Below are 17552 nucleotides of genomic sequence, written 5' to 3'. Positions count from 1 at the left end.
CGACCGGCGCCTACGCCGCGACGCGCGCCTTGGCGGCCGCGGGCCGCGCCTTGCGCATCGGCGCCAGCGGGGTCATCTGCCCGGTGCGCTCCGGGAGCACGACGTAGCCGTAGAACAGGGCCGCGGCGAGCATGAACGGGATGCGCATCAGCAGCGGGCTCAACCAGCCGCCGCTGGTGTCGGTGAACAGCAGGCTCAACAGACCGATCAGCGCCGCGCCGCCGCCCAGCAGGGTCAGGTTGTCGATCTTCGCCGCCATGATGAGGACGAAGAAGAAGAACAGGTAGAACTCCTGGCTGGCGCGCGAGACCAGCAGCACCGCCGAGACCATCGCCGTGTCGGTGATCAGGATCGGCGCCTGCATGGTGGCGTCGAAGAAGCTGAACGGCGGCACCGTGCCGAGGAAGACGTTGGAGGCGATGGCGACGGCGACCAGGATGGCGATGGGCGCCGGCGACCCGTCCTGGGTCTCCAGGAAGCCGACCGCGCCGGTGACCAGGATCAGCGCATAGCGGCAGAGCAGGAAGCGCTGCTTGCGCACGATGGCGTCGGCTTCTCGGATCATCGCCTGCACGGACCCCTGCCCAAGCAAGCGCGATGCCTCCGCTGCCTCTGCCACGTGGCATGTGAGGCGGGGGCGCGGGGACGCCGAGAGCGTCGCACCCGCGTGCGGAGCGACACCTCGTCGACGATCGGCGTGCGTCCATCCATATCAGGTGGAGGGCGTCCGGCGGGGCGCCCCCCGCTCCGCTTTCCACGCACGGAAGCCCTGTGGTACAGCGCCCGAACACCCTCTCAGCGTTGCAGCGAGGATACCATGGAGCAGGTGCAGCAGAGCGAAGCCGAAGCCCTCCGCGACAAGGTCTGGACCTTCGCCCAGTGGGGCGTGATCGGCCTGGTGGTGTTCCTGGCCGGACTGTTCCTCGGCTGGCAGCTCTGGGGCCAGGCCACGAAGCTGCAGGCCCAGGTCGAGGAGCTCAACGACAAGGTGCAGAACGTCATCAAGGAGCGGGACACCAAGAGCAGCCAGATCACGCTCATCGAGCGCGACAAGAAGGAGCTCCAACGCCAGGTCGAGGAGCTCAAGGCCAAGCTGGCCGCCGCGCCCGCCGCCCAGCAACCGTAGGCAGCGTCACGCCGAGCGACGTCCACCAGGGCGGACCTCGGGCCTGCCCTGGGATGCCCTTTCGGACCCGTCGCCGCCGGGCGCCCCGTTCGGACCGCGTTGACACCCCGTAACCCCTTGGGTAGGTAACGGATTTCCCCGGCCGTCCGGGGACCGTTCCCACCCGATGTTCGACACCCTCAGCGACAAGCTCGAGCAGACCGTCAAGCGGCTGCGCGGGCACGGCAAGATCAGCGAGCGCAACATCGAGGACGCCGTGCGCGAGGTGCGCCTGGCGTTGCTCGAGGCCGACGTCCAGATCGACATCGTCCGCGACTTCACCGAGCGCGTCCGCCAGCAATCCCTGGGCGCCGAGGTGCTGGCGAGCCTCACCCCCGAGCAGCACTTCATCAAGATCGTCCGCGGCGAGCTGACGGCGCTGATGGGCGGCCAGGCGGTCGAGTTGGACCTGGCGGCGACGCCGCCGGTGGTGATCATGCTCGTCGGCCTGAACGGCGCCGGCAAGACGACGACGGTCGCGAAACTGGCGCGGTGGCTGAAGACGCAGCGCAAGCGCACGCCCTACCTCGTGCCGGCGGACGTCTACCGCCCGGCCGCCATCGAGCAACTGACGACGCTGGCCGGACAGATCGACGTGCCGGTGCATCCGACGACGGCGGACAGCGATCCGGTCGCGGTGTGCAAGGCCGGCGTCGAGGCGGCGAAGAATCGCGCCTGCGACGTCGTCCTGCTCGACACCGCGGGTCGCCTGCAGATCGACGACGCGCTGATGGCGGAGCTCGAGCGCATCGGCGCCGCGGTGCATCCGCACCTGACGGTGCTGGTGGTCGACGCGATGACCGGCCAGGACGCGGTCAACGTCGCCAAGGGATTCCACGCCCGGGTGCCGCTCGGCGGCGTGGTGATGACCAAGCTCGACGGCGACGCGCGCGGCGGCGCCGCGCTGTCGGTGCGCGCCGTCACCGGCGCGCCGGTGCTCTTCGCCGGCGTCGGCGAGAAGCTCGACGCGCTCGAGGTCTTCCATCCCGATCGGATGGCGACGCGCATCCTCGGCATGGGCGACGTGCTGACGCTGATCGAGAAGGCGGAGCAGGTCTACGACGAGAAGCAGGCCCTGGCGTTGCAGAAGAAGCTGCGCCGCAACGAGTTCACGCTCGATGACTTCCGCGATCAGTTGCGCGCCGTGCGCAAGATGGGCGCGGTCGGCGACCTGCTGAAGATGATCCCCGGCATGAACAAGCTGGTGAAGGGGATGGACATGTCGGCGGCGGAGGTCGAGCTCCGCCGCACCGAGGCGATCATCAACTCGATGACGCGCGAGGAGCGCGACAACGCGACCCTCATCAACGGCAGTCGCCGCCGCCGCATCGCCGCCGGCAGCGGCGTGTCGGTGGCCGAGGTCAACAAGTTCCTCAAGCAGTTCCAGCAGACGAAGAAGATGATGAAACACGTGGCGCGCTTTGCCGGCAGAGGCATGCCGCCCGGACTGGGCTGATGATTGTCAGGCCCCAGGGAGAGGAGTAGGAATTTCACATGTCCGCAGTCATCCGATTGGCTCGTCACGGCGGCAAGAAAAACCCCTTCTACCGCATCGTCGTCACCGACAAGCGGAACGCAGGCGATGGCGGCCGTCTCGAGCAGGTGGGGCTCTACGACCCCCGCCAGAAGCCTTCGCGCATCGAATTCAAGGCCGAGCGATTGGCGGAGTGGTTGAAGCGCGGGGCGCAGCCGAGCGCGACCGTCGCGCAACTGATCAAGAAGAGCGGCGTCCAGCTCGCGCCCGATCCCGCCGGAGGCACCACATGAAGGAACTGGTCCAGTACCTGGCGCGTCAGCTCGTCAACAACCCCGACGCCGTGGAGGTGAAGGAGACCCACGGGGACACGGCGTCGGTGGTGGAGTTGAAGGTCGCCAAGGAGGATCTGGGCCGGATCATCGGGAAGCAGGGACGCACCGCGAAGTCGATTCGCACCATTCTCAATGCCGCGGCATCGCGCGCCAATCGCAAGGTCGTCCTCGAGATCGTCGAAGAGCAGTAACCCGGGCGCCCTGATGGAGCCCACCGGCCGGCCGCTTCCGCCGGCCGAATCGCCCGCCGCCGCCGAGCCGTTGGTCGAGCTCGGGCCGCTCGTCAACATCCACGGCATCCGCGGCGAGCTGCGGCTGCTGCCGCACAACCCGGCATCCGAGGTTGCGGCGGCGAGCGGCAGCCTCGTGCTGCTGCACCCCGACGGCCGGAGCGAGACGCGTCGCGTGCACGGCGCCCGCTGGCACAAGCGGTTCGTGCTGTTGCGGCTGGCCGGGGTCGACGACGCCGCCGCGGCCGAGGCGTTGGTGGGCTGCCGCGTCGCCGTGGCGCGCGCCGCGCTGCCGCCGCCCGAGGGCGACGCGGTGTACCACGTCGACCTGCTCGGCTGCGAGGTCGTGACGACCGCGGGCCAGGTCCTGGGCACGGTGCGCGAGATGCTGGTCACCGGCAGCAACGACGTGTGCGTCGTCCGCGACGCGCGGCGCGAGGTGCTGGTGCCGATGGTGGCCGACGTCATCGCCGAGATCGACGTGGCCCACCGCCGCCTGGTCGTCCATCCGCTTCCCGGTCTGCTCGGCGACGAGTGATGCGCTTCCACGTCGTCACGCTGTTCCCGGAGCTGTTCGCGTCGGTGATCGACGCGACCATGCTCAAGAAGGGCCGCGAGCGCGGCGCCATCGACTTCACCTTCCACGACATCCGCGCCCACGCCGCCGACCGGCACCGGGTCACCGACGATACGCCGTATGGCGGCGGCGCCGGCATGGTGATGAAGCCGGAGCCGTTGGTCGCCGCGATCGAGGCGACCGGGTGCGACGCCGACCGGCCGCATCGCGTGCTGCTGACGCCGCAGGGCGCGGTGTTCGACGCCGGCCGCGCCCGCGCCCTGGCGACGCGGCCGGCGCTGGCGCTGATCTGCGGCCGCTACGAGGGCGTCGACGAGCGGGTGCGCGCCTACGTCGACGAGGAGCTGTCGATCGGCGACGTCGTGGTCTCCGGCGGCGAGATCGCCGCCATCGTCGTCATCGACGCCGTCGCCCGCCTCGTCCCCGGCGTGCTCGGCTGCGCCGAGTCGGCCGAGCAGGAGTCCTTCCAGGACGGCCTGCTCGAGTACCCGCAGTACACGCGCCCGCCCGAGTTCCGCGGCGCGAGCGTGCCCGAGATCCTGCTCTCCGGCGACCACGGCGCCATCGCCCGCTGGCGGCGCCGCGAAGCGCTGCGCCGCACCCTGGAACGCCGCCCCGACCTGCTCGCGCGGGCAGCGCTCAGCGACGACGACCGGCGCATCCTCGACGAGCTGAAGCGGCCGCCGAAGAGACAGTGATGGCCGATCTCTACCTCGCCCTCATCCACCACCCGGTGCTCGACAAGAACGGGCAGATCGTCACCACGGCGGTGACGAACATGGACATCCACGACATCGCGCGCTCGGCGACCACGTATGGCGTCCGCGGCTTCCACGTCGTCACGCCGGTGAAGGCGCTGCGGGCGCTGTCGGAGAAGATTCTGGAGCACTGGGAGACCGGCTACGGCAGCACCTACAACCTGACCCGCAAGGAGGCGCTGGCCCTGGTCCGCATCGAGCACGACCTCGACGGCACCCTGGTGTCGCTGGAACGGGAGACCGGCGAGCGGCCCGTGCTGGTGGTCACCTCGGCCCGGCCATCGGCCAGTGGGATCGGCTACGCGGCGCTGCGGGCCCGCCTCGATGCCCCCGGGCCACCCGTCCTCATGCTGTTCGGAACCGGTTGGGGGCTGGCGCCGGAGATCATGGCCCGGGCCGACCTGCGGCTCGCCCCGGTCCTCGGCCCCACCCCGTACAACCACCTCTCGGTGCGGGCCGCCGCGGCGGTCATTCTTGACCGTCTGCGAGGGACCCGATAGGTGTCCGGCTTCGCTGAAGTTCCGGCATCCCCACGCGAGGTACCCCAATGCATCCCACCATCGAGGCGATCGAGCGCGAGCAGTTGCAGCAGAACGTCCCCGACTTCAAGCCAGGCGACACCCTCAAGGTCCACGTCAAGGTGGTCGAGGGCGAGAAGGAGCGCATCCAGGTCTTCGCCGGGGTGGTGATCCGCCGCAGCCGGGGCGGCATCCGCTCCAACTTCACCGTCCGCAAGGTGTCGTACGGCATCGGCGTCGAGCGTACCTTCCCGCTGCACTCGCCGCGCATCGACAAGATCGAGGTGGTGACGCGCGGCCACGTCCGCCGCGCCAAGCTGTACTACCTGCGCGGGCTCTCCGGTAAGGCCGCTCGCATCACCGCCGAGAAGGGCGAGCGGACGGCCGAGAAGGAAGCCGGCCAGGCCTGAGCGGGTCGCCGCCGGGGCGGCGCCGTGCCGCGCCCCTCCAGGGCGCCTCAGTTGCCGGATTCGCGCGGCCGCAACAGGACGATGGTGGCGCGCGGGGCGGCGACCTTGCAGTCGCCGTCGAGGACGCCGCCCTCCTGAACCACCAGCGTCCGGGTCTCGATGGCGCCGCGCAGCACGCCGCGCGGGCCGATCTCCACCCGCTCGGCGCCCAACACCTTCCCCTCGATGCGACCGAGGATCACCAGCGAAGCGGCGTGCACGGTGCCGTCGACGTAGCCGGTGTCGCCGATCACCAGCAGGTCGCTGGCCCGCACCTCGCCGCGCAGGGTGCCGTCGATGCGCGTCGGTCCGGAGAAGCTGAGCTTGCCGCTCACCTCCGAATCCTTGTCGAGCATGGCCCGCGCCTGCGGCGGCGGGGCGAGAAATTCCGCCGGCGCCGGCGCGGCCGGACACGGTGCTGGCGGTGGCGGTGCCGGGAGTCGTCCCGAGCGTCGATTCCAGATCCCCACGTTGCCTCCCGCCCGCCTCCTTACACCGGAAAGACGTGGCACGCGACCTGGTGGCCGGCGGCGCCCAGCAACGACGGGCGCTCGTTGCGACAGCGCGCGTCGGCGTGCGCGCAGCGCGGGTGGAACGGGCACCCGGACGGCGGCGCCAACGGACTCGGCGGCTCGCCGGCGAGGGTGATGCGCTCGCGCCGCCGCGCCGGGTCGGGGGTCGGCACCGCCGACAGCAGGGCGCGGGTGTAGGGATGCCGTGGCGCGGCATACAACGTCGCGGTGTCCGCGAGCTCGACGATGCGCCCCAGGTACATGATGGCGACGCGCGCCGCGACGTGCTCGACGACCCGCAGGTCGTGCGCGATCAGCAGGTAGGCGACGCCGAGCGTCGCCTGCAGATCCTGCAGCAGGTTGACGATCTGCGCCTGCACCGAGACGTCGAGCGCCGACACCGGCTCGTCGGCGACGATCAGCCGCGGTTCGAGCGCCAGGGCGCGCGCGATGCCGATGCGCTGGCGCTGGCCGCCGCTGAACTGGTGCGGGTAGCGCTGCGCCGCGTCGGCGGGCAGGCCGACCCGGGTCAGCAGCTCGGCGACCCGGTCGCGCAGGGCGCTGCCGGAGGCGAGGCGGTGGATGACCAGGCCCTCGCCGACGATGTCGCCGACCCGCTGGCGCGGGTCGAGGGCGCCGAACGGATCCTGGAAGACGAGCTGCATGGCGCGCCGCCGCCGGCGCAGCGCCGCCGCGTCGAGGGCCAGCAGATCCTCGCCGTCGAACGCGATGCGTCCGGCGGTGGGCTCGAGCAGGCGCAGCACCAGCCGGCCGAGCGTCGTCTTGCCGCTGCCCGATTCGCCGACCACGCCGAGCGTCTCGCCGGCGGCCAGATCGAAGGAGAGGCCGTCGACCGCGCGCACCAGCGCCGGCCGGCGGAACAGGCCACCGCCGACGGCGAAGTCCTTGCGCAGATCGCGGACCTGGAGCAGCGACGCCGTCATGCCGTCACGCGAGCCGATCCGAGTCGGGCGCCGGCGCGGCGACACGGATGCATGCCACGCGCCGCCGGTCGGCGATCGGGCGCAACCCGGGATCGCGCACCGCGCAGTCGGCGATCGCGTCGCGGCAGCGGTCGCGAAAGCGGCAGCCGCTCGGCAGGCGCGCCGGGTCGGGGACGGTGCCCGGGATCGCCTCCAGGCGGCCACGGCGATCGGGGGCCGGCAGCGAGGCCAGCAGGGCGCGGGTGTAGGGATGCGCCGGCGCGGCGAGCACATCGGCGGCGCCGCCGGTCTCGACCACCCGGCCGGCGTACATGATGGCGATCTCGTCGGCGCGCTCGGCGACGACGCCGAGATCGTGCGTCACCAGCAGCAGCGCCATGCCGAGGCGTTGCTGCAAGGCGCCGAGCAGGTCGAGCACCTGCGCCTGGATGGTGACGTCGAGCGCCGTCGTCGGCTCGTCGGCGATCAGGAGCTGCGGCCCGCAGGCGAGCGCCATCGCCAGCATCACCCGCTGGCGCATGCCGCCGCTGAGCTGGTGGGGATAGGCGTCGAGACGGCGCTCGGCGTCCGGGATCTCGACCAGGCGCAGCATCTCGACGGCGCGGACGCGCGCCGCCGCGCGCCCGGCGCCGTGCACCGCGGCGGCCTCTGCGATCTGCGCCCCGACGGTGAGCACCGGGTTGAGCGCCGTCATCGGCTCCTGGAACACCATGCCGATGGCGCGCCCGCGCACCGCGCGCATGTCGCGGTCGTCGAGCGCCAGCAGATCGCGGCCGGCGAAGCCGATCCGCCCGCCGGCGATGCGGCCCGGCGGCGGCACCAGGCGCATGACGCTCAGCGCGGTCAGCGTCTTGCCGCAGCCCGATTCGCCGACCAGCCCGAGGGTGCGGCCCGCCGCGAGCGACAGGCTGACGCCGTCGACCGGCGCCGCGCCGTCGAACTCGACCCGCAGATCCTCGATCTCGAGCAGCGGCACGCGCCACCCGCTAGCGAATCCCCACGCTGGCGTCGACCGTCCGGCATCTGGGGCGCCGCGTGCGGAGGGACGAGACCCTCCGTCGCTCCCGCGGCGGCCACGCGCGCCGTCCCGAGCCGAGAACCGGTCATTCGATGAAGCGGATGCGCTCCGGACGGTAGACGCCCCACACGGTCGGCTCGTAGTTCTCCAGCGCGTTGGTGGAGGCGCTGTAGCGCAGCGGACGGACGGTCTGGATGATCGGCAGGCGCTCCACCAGGATCTCCTGGATGCGCCAGTAGGCCTGGCGACGCTGCTCGGGATCGAGGCTGCGCGCCCCGGCGTCGACCAGGCGGTCGATCTCCGCCTCCCAGTCGGTGGCCGGCTGCGGCTGATTCGGGAACCACACGTGCAGCGCGCCGCTGGAGCGCAGCAGGCTGGCGGCGTCGTTCGGCTCCGGGCTGCCGGTGAACCCCATCAGCATGGCGTCCCAGTCGAAGGTGGCGCGCAGGCGCTCGAGGACGTCGTCGAGCTCGTGGGTCTCGACGTGGACGTCGAGCCGCAGGCCATCGTGCCAGTCGCGCCGCAGGATGGCGGCGATCTGCTCGCGGACCCGGTTGCCGGTGTTGGTCGTGAGGGTGAGCTCGATCGGATGGCCGGCGCGGTCCTCGCGCACGCCATCGCCGTCGCGGTCGATGTAGCCGCCCTCGTCGAGCAGCGCGGAGGCGCGGGCGAGGTCGTAGGCGTAGTCGACCAGGTCGGGATTGGCGTAGCGGGGGTTCGCCGGCGAGATGAACGACACCGCCGGCATGCCGAAGCCGTCGAGCGCCTCGTCGATCATCGCCCGTTTGTTCACCGCGTGCGCCAGGGCGCGCAGGAACAGCGGGTCGGTGAACCAGGTCAGGCGCGGATCGACGGCGCCGTTCTGCCGGTAGTGGGCGGGATTGCGGTTGAAGGCGACGAACAGCATGCCGGGGTCGACGCCGAGCTCGTGGACCGCGAACTGGCCGGCCCCCTGCGCCGCCAGCAGCGCCCGCACCTCGTCGGCCGCCGGCGTGTGCAGATCGATCTCGCCGGCGAGGAAGGTGCGGGTGGCGGTCGCCTGGTCGGTGACGAGGCGGATGGTCTGCTCGGCGAGATAGGGCAGCGGCGCGCCCTGTTCGTCGCGTCGCCAGTAGGCGTCGTTGCGGACGAGATGGATCAGGCGCCCGGGTTCGTAGCGCTCGAGCCGGTAGGGGCCGCTGCCGACCACGGTGCGCGCGGTGTCATGGGTCCGCCACTGCTGCGCGAAGCTGCCGTCGCGCAGGGCCGGGCCGAGCACGTGCTCGGGCACGATCGGCACCGCGAGCGCGCTGAGCAGCGGAGCGAACGGCCGCTCGACGGAGAAGCGCACGCGGTGGTCGTCGAGCGCCCGCGCCTCGATTCGCTTGCCGCCGACGGTGAGCGCGGCGTCGAGCGGGTTCGGCACCGCCGGGTTGCGAATGGCGTCGAAGGTGAAAATCACGTCGCGCGCGGTCAGCGGCTCGCCGTCGTGCCAGCGGACGTCGCCGCGCAGCCACATGGTCAGCGCCCGGCCGCCTTCGTCGAGGCTCCAGCGCTCGGCGAGCGCCGGCTCGATCTCGCCGCTGCGCGGATCGAAGCGGACCAGGGTGTCGAAGACGTCGGCGATCGCGGCACGCGAGGCCGCGTCGCTGGCGACGATCGGGTTGAACGTCTGCGGATCGGCGATGGTGGCGGTGACCAGATGCTGCGGGTGCGCGGCGGCCGCGGTCGTCGCCGCGGGCGGATCGGCGGCGGCGGGCGGGTCGACGGCGGCGGGGTCGGAGCAGTTGGCGAGGGCGACGAGGGAGATCAGCAGCGCCGGGCCGAGGCGGCGCCTCACGGGACTCCCCGGTCGAGCTCGACGACCGCGCTGCCGTCGGGCGTCTGCAGCGCGAACACGCCGTTGCCGAGCGTCGGATTCACCTCGATGTCGCTGAGCGCGATCTCGATCCGCTGCTGGCTCTGCGGCAGCTCGAGGCGCAGTTGGGTGGCGACGTCGATGCCGTCCACCGCGGCGTAGCCGTCGTAGACGGCGCGCAGGTGGACGCGGCCGTCGCGATCCCGCTCCTCGTAGCGCAGCGGCAGGAGCGACGGCGCGTACCAGACGACGCGCGCTCCGCCGTCGGCGGTGCCGCGCCAGAGCTCGATGGCGCCGCCGTCGAGCGACACGACGCCCGGGGCGGCGGCGTCGAGCGGCGGCGTTCCGAGCAGGAGATCGACGGCGCCGGCGACCGGCAGATCCATCTGCGTGTAGCGGCGCAGATTGTCGGCGCTGGCGGCGCCGCGGTAGACGGTGCGGGCGCCGCGGTCGTAGGCGGTCAGCGCGCCGTCGGCGGCGGCGAGCACGAACACCGCCCCGAAGGGCGAGAAGATCTCGAGGCGCAGGCGATCCGGGCGCTCGGCGACCAGGAGTTGCTTGGCGCGCTGCGACGCGTCCGGCGATTGGTACGACAGGCGCGCCCAGGCGCGCAGGCCGCGCAGCGCGGCGCGGCGCGTCGCGTCGGCGGCGACGATCGCCGTCGCGTCCACCGGCGCTGTCGGCGACGGCGGTCGCGGCGCCGGGCGGACGCCGCAGCCGGCCAGCGCCACCGCGGTCGCCAGGACCGCGATGGCCGCGCGCTGCATCTCAGGACGCTCCCTCGCGGGGCCGCTGCAGGTCGTCGATCTTGCCGCGCAGGCGCTGGGTCTGCTCGGCCTCGGTGGCGCGGCTGAGCGCGTCGCGGTAGATGCGCAGCGCGTCGCCGTCGCGACCCGCCTTCAGGTAGGCGTCGCCGAGGTGCTCGGAGATGGTCGGGTCGTCGCCGGCCAGCACGACCGCGCGTTCGAGGTACTGGATCGCGCTCGGGTAGTCGCCGCGCTGGTAGGCGACCCAGCCCAGGCTGTCGAGGTAGAAGCCGTCGTTCGGGCTGATCGCCAGGGCGCGGCGGATCAGCGACTCGGCCTCGTCGAGGTTGATGCCCTGTTCGGCGTACGTGTAGCCGAGGTAGTTGAGCGCCGGCGCGTTGTCGGGGTTGAGCTCGATCGCGCGCCGCATCTGCTCGATGCCCTTGTCGCGCTGCTTCGACTCGTCGTACAGCGCGCCGAGCGTGAAGCGGTAGCGGTCGTTGTCGGGGTGGGCGACGACGAGTTGTTCCATGAGCGCGATCGCCTCGGGCGTCTTGCCCTGCTCGCGCAGCACCATCGCCTGCACGTCGATCAGCTCCTCCTCGTCCGGCTTGAGCTTGCGGGCCTTCTCGATGGCGGCCGCGGCGGCGTCGTTCTGGCCGCGCTGCTGGAAGAGGTGGACGATCATGCGCTGGGCGTCGACGTACCACTCGTGGTCGGGCGGCACGCGCTCGTACTCGGCGATGGCGCGGTCGACGTCGCCGCTCTGCTCGTAGGTCGAGGCGAGGTAGTAGCGGGCGCGGGCGTTGTCCGGCTCGGCGCCCAGCACGAGGCTGAACTCGTTGGCGGCGCGATCGTACTCGCCGGTCTCGAGCAGGATCAGGCCGATCTTGGTGCGCGTGTCCTGCGAATCGGTGTCGTTCCGCTCCAACTCGCGAAACTGCGCCAGGGCGTCGTTGTACTGGCGCTGGCGGGCGTACAGCGCCCCGAGGCGGCGGCGGATCTGTTCCCGCCGCGGGTTGGTCTTCAGCACCTGCTGGTAGAGCGCGATCGCGTCGTCGGGCCGGTTGGTGATCTCGTACAGCACGCCGAGGTCGACCAGCACCGGCTCGGCGTTCGGGTTGATGCGCAGCGCCGTCTTGAAGGCCTCCTCGGCGCGCGGGAAGTCCTGCGCCGCCATGTAGACGCGGCCGAGGTAGTAGTGGCCGAGGAACGAGCTCGGGTCGCGGCGGGTGAGGAACTTCAGCGTCGCTTCCGCCTGCTCGAAGTCGTGTTGCTTGGCGTAGAGGACGCCGAGGAGCAGGCGCGCCTGCTCCTGCTCCGGATCGAGCGCCAGGACGGCCTCGTATTCGCGGATCGCGTCGCCGTCGCGCCCGAGGGTCGACAGCACGTCGGCGAGCATCAGCCGGCTGTTGACGTCATCCGGGTCGAGGCGCACCGCGTCCTGGCTGTGCGCCAGCGCGTCGGCGAGCTGGCCCTGGCGGATGTAGAGCGCCGCCAGCCGCTGGTGCAGCGGCACGGCGGTCGGATCGGCGGCCACCGCCGCCTCGAGCTCGCTCATCGCCTCGTTCTGGTCGCCGGCGTTCATCGCCAGCACGCCGGCCAGGTAGTGCCCGAGCGCCTCGCCCGAGGGATCGGGCGGCTCGACGACGGTCTCGGCGGCGCCCAGCTCGAGGATGTCCGGCGCCGTGGCGGCGGGGGCGGACCGGCGGAACAGCGAGCAACCGGAGGCGGTGAGGGCCAAAGCGCCGAACAGCGCAATGGAGGGTGCGAAACGCGACATGAGGTGACGGTCGATCAGATACCACAGGGTCCCAGGTGGGTCTATCGACCACCCGAACGCGCGTCCGGCCGCGATGCGCGCCGGCCGGAGCGGCGCTGGCGCCGGAGGCAGAGGACGCGAGTTGGCGCCGTCGGCGGGGAAGCGTATCGTCTGCGGGTCGATATGGCGCCGGTGCGACCAGTGCGGATGGCAGCCGCGATCCTGATGCATGTCTGCCTCGCGGCGGCGCCGTTGCGCGCCGATGAGACGGTGCGGTGGCAGGTGTTGGAACCGGGTCTCGAGTACGCGGAGGTGGCGTCGCCGATCCGGTCCGAGGACGGCGATTCCCAGATCCGCATCGCCCGCATCGACCCGACGCGCTTCAGCGTCGAGCTGTTCAACGCCTCGGCCACCCCGGACGGGACGCGCCGCACGGTGCGCGAATGGGCCGAGCAGCGGCATCTGGCGGCGGCGATCAACGCCGGCCTCTACCAGGACGACTATCGCACCAGCACCTCGCTGATGCGGTCGCGCGAGCACGTCAACAACCCGCGCCTGTCGCGCCACAACGCGGTGCTGCTCTTCGATCGCCGCGAGGCGGCGCTGCCGCCGGTCCAGCTCATCGACCGCACCTGTCGCGATCTCGGCAGCGTCGTCGATCGCTACGCCGGCGCGGTGCAGGGCATCCGCATGATCTCCTGCAAGCGCGCCAACGTCTGGACGCAGCAGGACAAGCAGTGGAGCAATGCCGCGGTCGGCGTCGACGAGGCAGGCCGCCTGCTCTTCATCCACATGCGGGCGCCGCTCAGCACCCACGACTTCGCCGAGGCCCTGCTGGCGCTGCCGATCGGCCTGCGCGAGACGATGTACGTCGAAGGCGGCCCGGAGGCGCAGCTCTTCGTGCGCGGCGGTGGTCGCGAGATCGAAGCCCTCGGCAGCCACGGCAGCAGCGGCTTCGCCGCCCTCGCCGGCTCGTTCGCGCTGCCGGTCCCGAACGTCCTCGGCGTGCGCCGCACTCAGTAGGAGACAGGCGCCCGGGCCCGCGCCGGCTCGGCCAGCGCCCAGATCGAGATCACCGGCGTCACCAGCATCCCGAGCAGGGCGGCGAACACCGCCTTGAAGGCGACGAACGAGGGGAACGCCAGGGCGGCGACCGCCAGACCGTGCAACGACAGCACCGCCAGCGGCCCGACGACGAGCAGGCTCAGCGCGCCGATCGCCAGCGCCCGGCGGAAGGTTCCCGCCGGCAGCCAGGTGAGCAGCGCGTGCGACTCGCGCGTCCAGTCGAGCGCCGCCAGCCCACCCTTGGCGATCCGCCGGCGCACCAGCGGCGTGACGGTGAGGGCGGTGAAGAACGGCAGGAAGAAGCAGGTGCCGAGCGTGTCACCGGCGATGCTCTCCTGCCCCCACAGCGGCACCGCCTCGAGGTGATGGAACAGCGCCCAGGCGATGACGGCGTTCAGCAACAGGTTGAAGACAGCCGAACCGATGCCCTGCTCGAGAATCAGGAATCGGCGATGATGCGGCTCCACATCGCCCCTGTAGGCGACCACGCCCGCTCCCGGCAAGCCCGCGGACAGCGCCCCGCCTCCCGGGCCACCCGGCGAGAAAAACCCCTTGACTGCGATGAGCAGCTCAGCGATAACCGAAACCGAAATTCCGGTTTCGGAAAATGCCCAACACGGCCGCTGAGCTCCCGACCACGCCACATCTCGAGTGGATTCGCCCACCGTTGCAGGAGCGCACCCGGCAGAGCCTCGGCCGCCTGCTCGACGTCGCCGAGAAGCTGGTCGCCGAGCGCGGTTTCGACGACACCACCATCGCCGACATCGCCCGCGCCGCCGGCGCCTCGGTCGGCGGCTTCTATCGCCGCTTCCGCGACAAGCAGGGCCTGCTGCAGGCGTTGCACGCCCGCTTCTGCGACGAGGCCCGCGCCACCGCCGACGCGGCGCTCGACCCGGCGCGCTGGACCGCCGCCAGCACCGCCGACATCGTCGGCGAGTTCAGCACCTTCCTGATCGCCATCTACCGCCAGCGCGCCGGCAGCTTCCGCGCCTTCCTGCTCGCGGCGCTGACCGACGACAGCGTCCGCCAGCGGACCCTCGAGCTGCGCGATCATCTGCACCGGCGACTCGCCGCCCTGCTCGCCGATCGCGCCAGTGCGCTCGCCCACCCCGATCCGGCGCGCGCCGCCGCCTTCGCCATCGACTTCCTGCTCGGCACCCTGTCGCAGGCGGTGCAGTTCCGCCAGGAGGCCGATCCGGTGCTCGACGCCGAGCTGCCGCGCCTGTTCCTCGCCTATCTCGGCGTTCGCGCCGACTGACCCCGACTACCCCAACGGAGGATTCCCGACCGTGAGCACCCTCGACTGCCTGCACCCCGAGCACCCCATCGAAGCCCTGCGCGTCGCCCAGGACCTGACCTACAACTGGCAGTACGACGCGACCCGCGCCAAGCTGATGCGTCTCTACGAGAACGCCAAGCGCGATCAGTGGAACTCCACCACCCGGCTCGACTGGTCGATCGACGTCGATCCGCACGCCGAGCTGGTCCCCGACATGGGCATCGGCATCTACGGCACCGACATCTGGGATCGCCTGACGACCCGGGAACGCGAGCGCCTGCGCCACGAGGGCATCACCTGGCAGCTCTGCCAGTTCCTGCACGGCGAGCAGGGCGCGCTGCTGGCGACGGCGCAGATCGTCGACGCCGTGCCCTGGTACGAGGGCAAGCAGTATGGCGCCACGCAGGTGATGGACGAGGCGCGCCACGTCGAGGTGTACCGCCGCTTCGTGCAGGAGAAGCTGCAGCACGAGTACCCGGTGAACCCGGAGCTCAAGACGCTGCTCGACATGATCCTCAGCGACTCGCGCTGGGACTTCAAGTTCCTCGGCATGCAGATCATGGTCGAGGGCCTGGCCCTGGCGGCCTTCGGCGTCATCCGCGACACCGCCAGCAATCCGCTCCTGCGCGAGCTGACGGCGGCGGTGATGGAGGACGAATCGCGCCACGTCGCCTTCGGCGTCCTGTCGCTGCGCGAGCACCTCGCCGACCTCGACGAGCGCGGCCGCGTCGAGCGCGAGGATTTCGTCTACGAAGCCGCCGTCCTGATGCGCGATCGCCTCACCAATCGCGAGGTGTGGGAGACCATGGGGCTCGACGCCGACCGCTGCGTCGCGATCGCCCTCGAGTCGCCGATCGCCAAGGAGTTCCGCCGCCGCCTCTTCTCCAAGATCGTTCCCAACGTGAAGAGCCTCGGCCTGCTCTCCGACCGCCAGCGCGCCCGCTTCGCCGCCCTCGGCATCCTCGAGTTCGAGCACGGCACCACCTCGGACCAGGACCAGGAGTTGGAAGAGGCGGGCCGCGCGCTGCCCAACTGAGACGCCAAGAACACCGATGATCCCGAGGCGCACCCAGCCGCCGGGCGGGCTCGCGCCGTGGTGTTCCCCGTGGTCATCGGTGCTCATTTGTGGTTCTCAGGAGCATGTTCGACTGGCAGCCGTGGACCGCGCTGCTGCGTGAGGTCGTCGCGCCCGACGGCAAGGTCGATTACGACCGCCTGCGCGAACGCCGCGATCGCCTGGATGCGGTGGTCGCGGCCCTCGGCGACGCCAGCCCGGCGAGCGATCCGGCGCGCTTCCCGCGCGACGAGGATCGCCTCGCCTACTGGCTGAACGCGTACAACGCCTTCACCCTGGACGCGATCCTCGCCGAGTATCCGATCACCTCGGTGTGGAAGACGCGCGACGGGCAGTTCTTCCAGCGCCGCCGCCACCGCGCCGGCGGCCGCGCCGTCAGTCTCGACGACGTCGAGCACGAGATCCTGCGCGGCGAGTTCCGCGAGCCGCGCATCCACTTCGCCATCAACTGCGGCTCCAACGGCTGCCCGGCGCTGCGCCCGGCGGCCTACGTCGGCGACGGCCTGCAGGCGACGCTCCGCCAGGCCACCGAGCAGTTCCTCGCCAGCGAGTGGAACTGCCGCATCGACCACGCGGCGCGGCGCATCTTCGTGTCCCGGATCTTCAAGATGTACGCCGAGGACTTCGCCGGCGCCGCCGCCACGACGCGCGACTACCGCCTCGGCGTCCTGCGCTTCGTCGCCGAGCACACCGGCGAGCCGCTGCAGCGCCTCGCGCAATACGAGGTCGTCTACAACACGTACGACTGGGGCCTGAACGACGCCAACCGCCGCCCCAACATCGGGCCGATCGCGTTTCACGAGCCGGTCGAACACTACAATCCGGGCGACCGCGAGCTGCGCGAGCTGCACCTGTACGAAGGCAACTTCTGCAACCGCGCCTGCGCCTTCTGCACCATCGACGGCTCGCCGCGGGGCTGGTACCGGCCGTACGACACGGCCGTGCTGGAGCAGGCGCGGCGCAGCGTCGCGGCCGATGGCAACATCAAGTTCTACGGCGGCGAGCCGACCCTGCACGCGACGGCGATCATCGACGCCATGGCCTGGCTGCGCCGCCACGGCTTCCGCGGCCTATTCACCATCTTCTCCAATGGCGTGAAGGCCGAGCGGCTGCTCGCGATCCTCGACAGCGACGCGCGCAGCGAGGCGGTGCTGAACTACTCCATCCTCCACGGCCGCGATGCCGAGCCGCTGCCGGCGCCGGCGCGCGCCGCGCTCGAGGACTGGGCGCGCGCCCATCCGAATCGCCTCTTCCAGGGCTACAAGGTCCTCTTCCACGCCGGCGCCGGCGCCGACGGCCGCTTCGACCGCGACCGCGAGGCCGACTTCCACGGTCTCGGCCGCGGCTGCGTGCGGTGCTTCCCCGTCCTCACCTCGGCCGGTCGCTTCCACGCCTGCCCGTTCGCCGCCGAGGTCGACGCGCCGCACTACGACCTCGGCCGGGTCGGCAGCGATCCCGCCGCCGTGCTCGACAACTACCGCGCCTTCCGCCGCTGGATCGACGCCGTGCTCGATCCCGCGGCGCGCGCCCGCGGCATCACCTCGTGCGAGATGTGCCACCGGCATCTCGACGAGCTGCCGGTGTACGAGCGCGCGCCGCGCCGGTAGGGAACGCTCGGCGGCCGCGCGCCGCGGTACTGTCCTAATCTCGATACGACAAAAACCCTTCACCACGGAGGCACGGAGACACGGAGGGCTCGGTGCCATAGCGAAGGCGCGGGGCCTCTTCTCACTCCATTTCTGATGAACTTTGGGATGAACGCTGAGCGGGCTTCGAAATCAGTACGCTCCGTGTCTCCGTGCCTCCGT

General features: G+C 71.5%; 20 protein-coding genes. 12 read left to right on the top strand and 8 right to left on the bottom strand.

Going from position 1 to position 17552, the window contains the following annotated elements; all coding sequences use genetic code 11:
* Window positions 1-10: 10 nt before the first annotated feature.
* Complete coding sequence (locus tag KF840_09400; protein ID MBX3025112.1) at window positions 11-565, bottom strand: hypothetical protein; 555 nt, start codon at window positions 563-565, stop codon at window positions 11-13.
* Between the two features lie 252 nt (window positions 566-817).
* Between KF840_09400 and KF840_09395 the strand changes: the two genes are divergently transcribed.
* The 8 genes from KF840_09395 to rplS all read left to right on the top strand — a co-directional run bounded on the left by KF840_09395 (window position 818) and on the right by rplS (window position 5467).
* Window positions 818-1126: a hypothetical protein gene (locus tag KF840_09395; GenBank protein ID MBX3025111.1), complete on the top strand. Its 309-nt coding sequence runs from the start codon at window positions 818-820 to the stop codon at window positions 1124-1126.
* A gap of 166 nt (window positions 1127-1292) precedes the next feature.
* Window positions 1293-2621: a signal recognition particle protein gene (gene ffh / locus KF840_09390; protein MBX3025110.1), complete on the top strand. Its 1329-nt coding sequence runs from the start codon at window positions 1293-1295 to the stop codon at window positions 2619-2621.
* Between the two features lie 38 nt (window positions 2622-2659).
* Entirely contained in the window at window positions 2660-2932 is a 273-nt protein-coding gene (gene rpsP / locus KF840_09385) for a 30S ribosomal protein S16 (GenBank protein ID MBX3025109.1), read from the top strand.
* Complete coding sequence (locus KF840_09380) at window positions 2929-3165, top strand: KH domain-containing protein (protein MBX3025108.1); 237 nt, start codon at window positions 2929-2931, stop codon at window positions 3163-3165. The genes rpsP and KF840_09380 overlap by 4 nt, the downstream gene beginning before the upstream one ends.
* A gap of 13 nt (window positions 3166-3178) precedes the next feature.
* Window positions 3179-3742 carry a 16S rRNA processing protein RimM gene (rimM, locus tag KF840_09375; GenBank protein MBX3025107.1) on the top strand — a complete coding sequence of 188 codons (564 nt, stop codon included), beginning with the start codon at window positions 3179-3181 and terminating at the stop codon, window positions 3740-3742.
* Window positions 3742-4479 carry a tRNA (guanosine(37)-N1)-methyltransferase TrmD gene (trmD, locus tag KF840_09370; protein ID MBX3025106.1) on the top strand — a complete coding sequence of 246 codons (738 nt, stop codon included), beginning with the start codon at window positions 3742-3744 and terminating at the stop codon, window positions 4477-4479. Before rimM ends, trmD begins: the two co-directional genes overlap by 1 nt.
* Window positions 4479-5039 carry an RNA methyltransferase gene (locus KF840_09365; GenBank protein ID MBX3025105.1) on the top strand — a complete coding sequence of 187 codons (561 nt, stop codon included), beginning with the start codon at window positions 4479-4481 and terminating at the stop codon, window positions 5037-5039. The genes trmD and KF840_09365 overlap by 1 nt, the downstream gene beginning before the upstream one ends.
* 47 nt (window positions 5040-5086) lie before the next feature.
* Window positions 5087-5467 carry a 50S ribosomal protein L19 gene (gene rplS / locus KF840_09360; protein ID MBX3025104.1) on the top strand — a complete coding sequence of 127 codons (381 nt, stop codon included), beginning with the start codon at window positions 5087-5089 and terminating at the stop codon, window positions 5465-5467.
* Between the two features lie 47 nt (window positions 5468-5514).
* Here rplS and KF840_09355 read toward each other — a convergent pair whose 3' ends face one another.
* From KF840_09355 to KF840_09330, 6 genes are all read right to left on the bottom strand, one after another.
* Window positions 5515-5862 carry a polymer-forming cytoskeletal protein gene (locus KF840_09355; protein ID MBX3025103.1) on the bottom strand — a complete coding sequence of 116 codons (348 nt, stop codon included), beginning with the start codon at window positions 5860-5862 and terminating at the stop codon, window positions 5515-5517.
* A 134-nt stretch (window positions 5863-5996) separates the two neighbouring features.
* The gene (locus tag KF840_09350) at window positions 5997-6962 is read right to left on the bottom strand and encodes a dipeptide ABC transporter ATP-binding protein (GenBank protein ID MBX3025102.1); all 966 of its coding nucleotides are present in this window, start codon (window positions 6960-6962) and stop codon (window positions 5997-5999) included.
* A gap of 4 nt (window positions 6963-6966) precedes the next feature.
* Window positions 6967-7938 carry an ABC transporter ATP-binding protein gene (locus tag KF840_09345; GenBank protein ID MBX3025101.1) on the bottom strand — a complete coding sequence of 324 codons (972 nt, stop codon included), beginning with the start codon at window positions 7936-7938 and terminating at the stop codon, window positions 6967-6969.
* A 127-nt stretch (window positions 7939-8065) separates the two neighbouring features.
* Window positions 8066-9799 carry an ABC transporter substrate-binding protein gene (locus KF840_09340; GenBank protein MBX3025100.1) on the bottom strand — a complete coding sequence of 578 codons (1734 nt, stop codon included), beginning with the start codon at window positions 9797-9799 and terminating at the stop codon, window positions 8066-8068.
* Window positions 9796-10584: a DUF4292 domain-containing protein gene (locus KF840_09335; GenBank protein MBX3025099.1), complete on the bottom strand. Its 789-nt coding sequence runs from the start codon at window positions 10582-10584 to the stop codon at window positions 9796-9798. Before KF840_09335 ends, KF840_09340 begins: the two co-directional genes overlap by 4 nt.
* A gap of 1 nt (window position 10585) precedes the next feature.
* Window positions 10586-12346, bottom strand: coding sequence for a tetratricopeptide repeat protein (locus tag KF840_09330; protein MBX3025098.1), 1761 nt, complete (start codon window positions 12344-12346; stop codon window positions 10586-10588).
* A gap of 186 nt (window positions 12347-12532) precedes the next feature.
* Here KF840_09330 and KF840_09325 point away from each other — a divergent pair, with 186 nt between their 5' ends.
* Window positions 12533-13348 (top strand): phosphodiester glycosidase family protein, encoded by an 816-nt coding sequence (locus KF840_09325; GenBank protein ID MBX3025097.1) that lies wholly within the window; start codon window positions 12533-12535, stop codon window positions 13346-13348.
* Here KF840_09325 and KF840_09320 read toward each other — a convergent pair.
* Complete coding sequence (locus KF840_09320) at window positions 13342-13878, bottom strand: hypothetical protein (protein ID MBX3025096.1); 537 nt, start codon at window positions 13876-13878, stop codon at window positions 13342-13344. The genes KF840_09325 and KF840_09320 overlap by 7 nt on opposite strands.
* Before the next feature lie 119 nt (window positions 13879-13997).
* On the opposite strand from KF840_09320, the gene KF840_09315 reads away from it, so the two are divergent.
* From KF840_09315 to KF840_09305, 3 genes are all read left to right on the top strand, one after another.
* On the top strand, window positions 13998-14648 hold the full coding sequence (locus tag KF840_09315) for a TetR/AcrR family transcriptional regulator (GenBank protein MBX3025095.1): 651 nt from the start codon (window positions 13998-14000) through the stop codon (window positions 14646-14648).
* A gap of 31 nt (window positions 14649-14679) precedes the next feature.
* Window positions 14680-15705, top strand: a complete 1026-nt coding sequence (locus KF840_09310; protein MBX3025094.1) for a ferritin-like domain-containing protein — start codon at window positions 14680-14682, stop codon at window positions 15703-15705.
* A 104-nt stretch (window positions 15706-15809) separates the two neighbouring features.
* A complete protein-coding gene (locus KF840_09305) occupies window positions 15810-17351 on the top strand; it encodes a DUF547 domain-containing protein (GenBank protein ID MBX3025093.1) in 1542 nt (513 codons plus the stop codon).
* The last annotated feature ends 201 nt before the right edge of the window (window positions 17352-17552 follow it).

The sequence above is a fragment of the bacterium genome (genome assembly GCA_019637795.1).
Lineage (GTDB): Bacteria > Desulfobacterota > Binatia > HRBIN30 > CADEER01 > JAHBUY01.
This window is presented reverse-complemented; position numbering and strand designations above follow the sequence as displayed.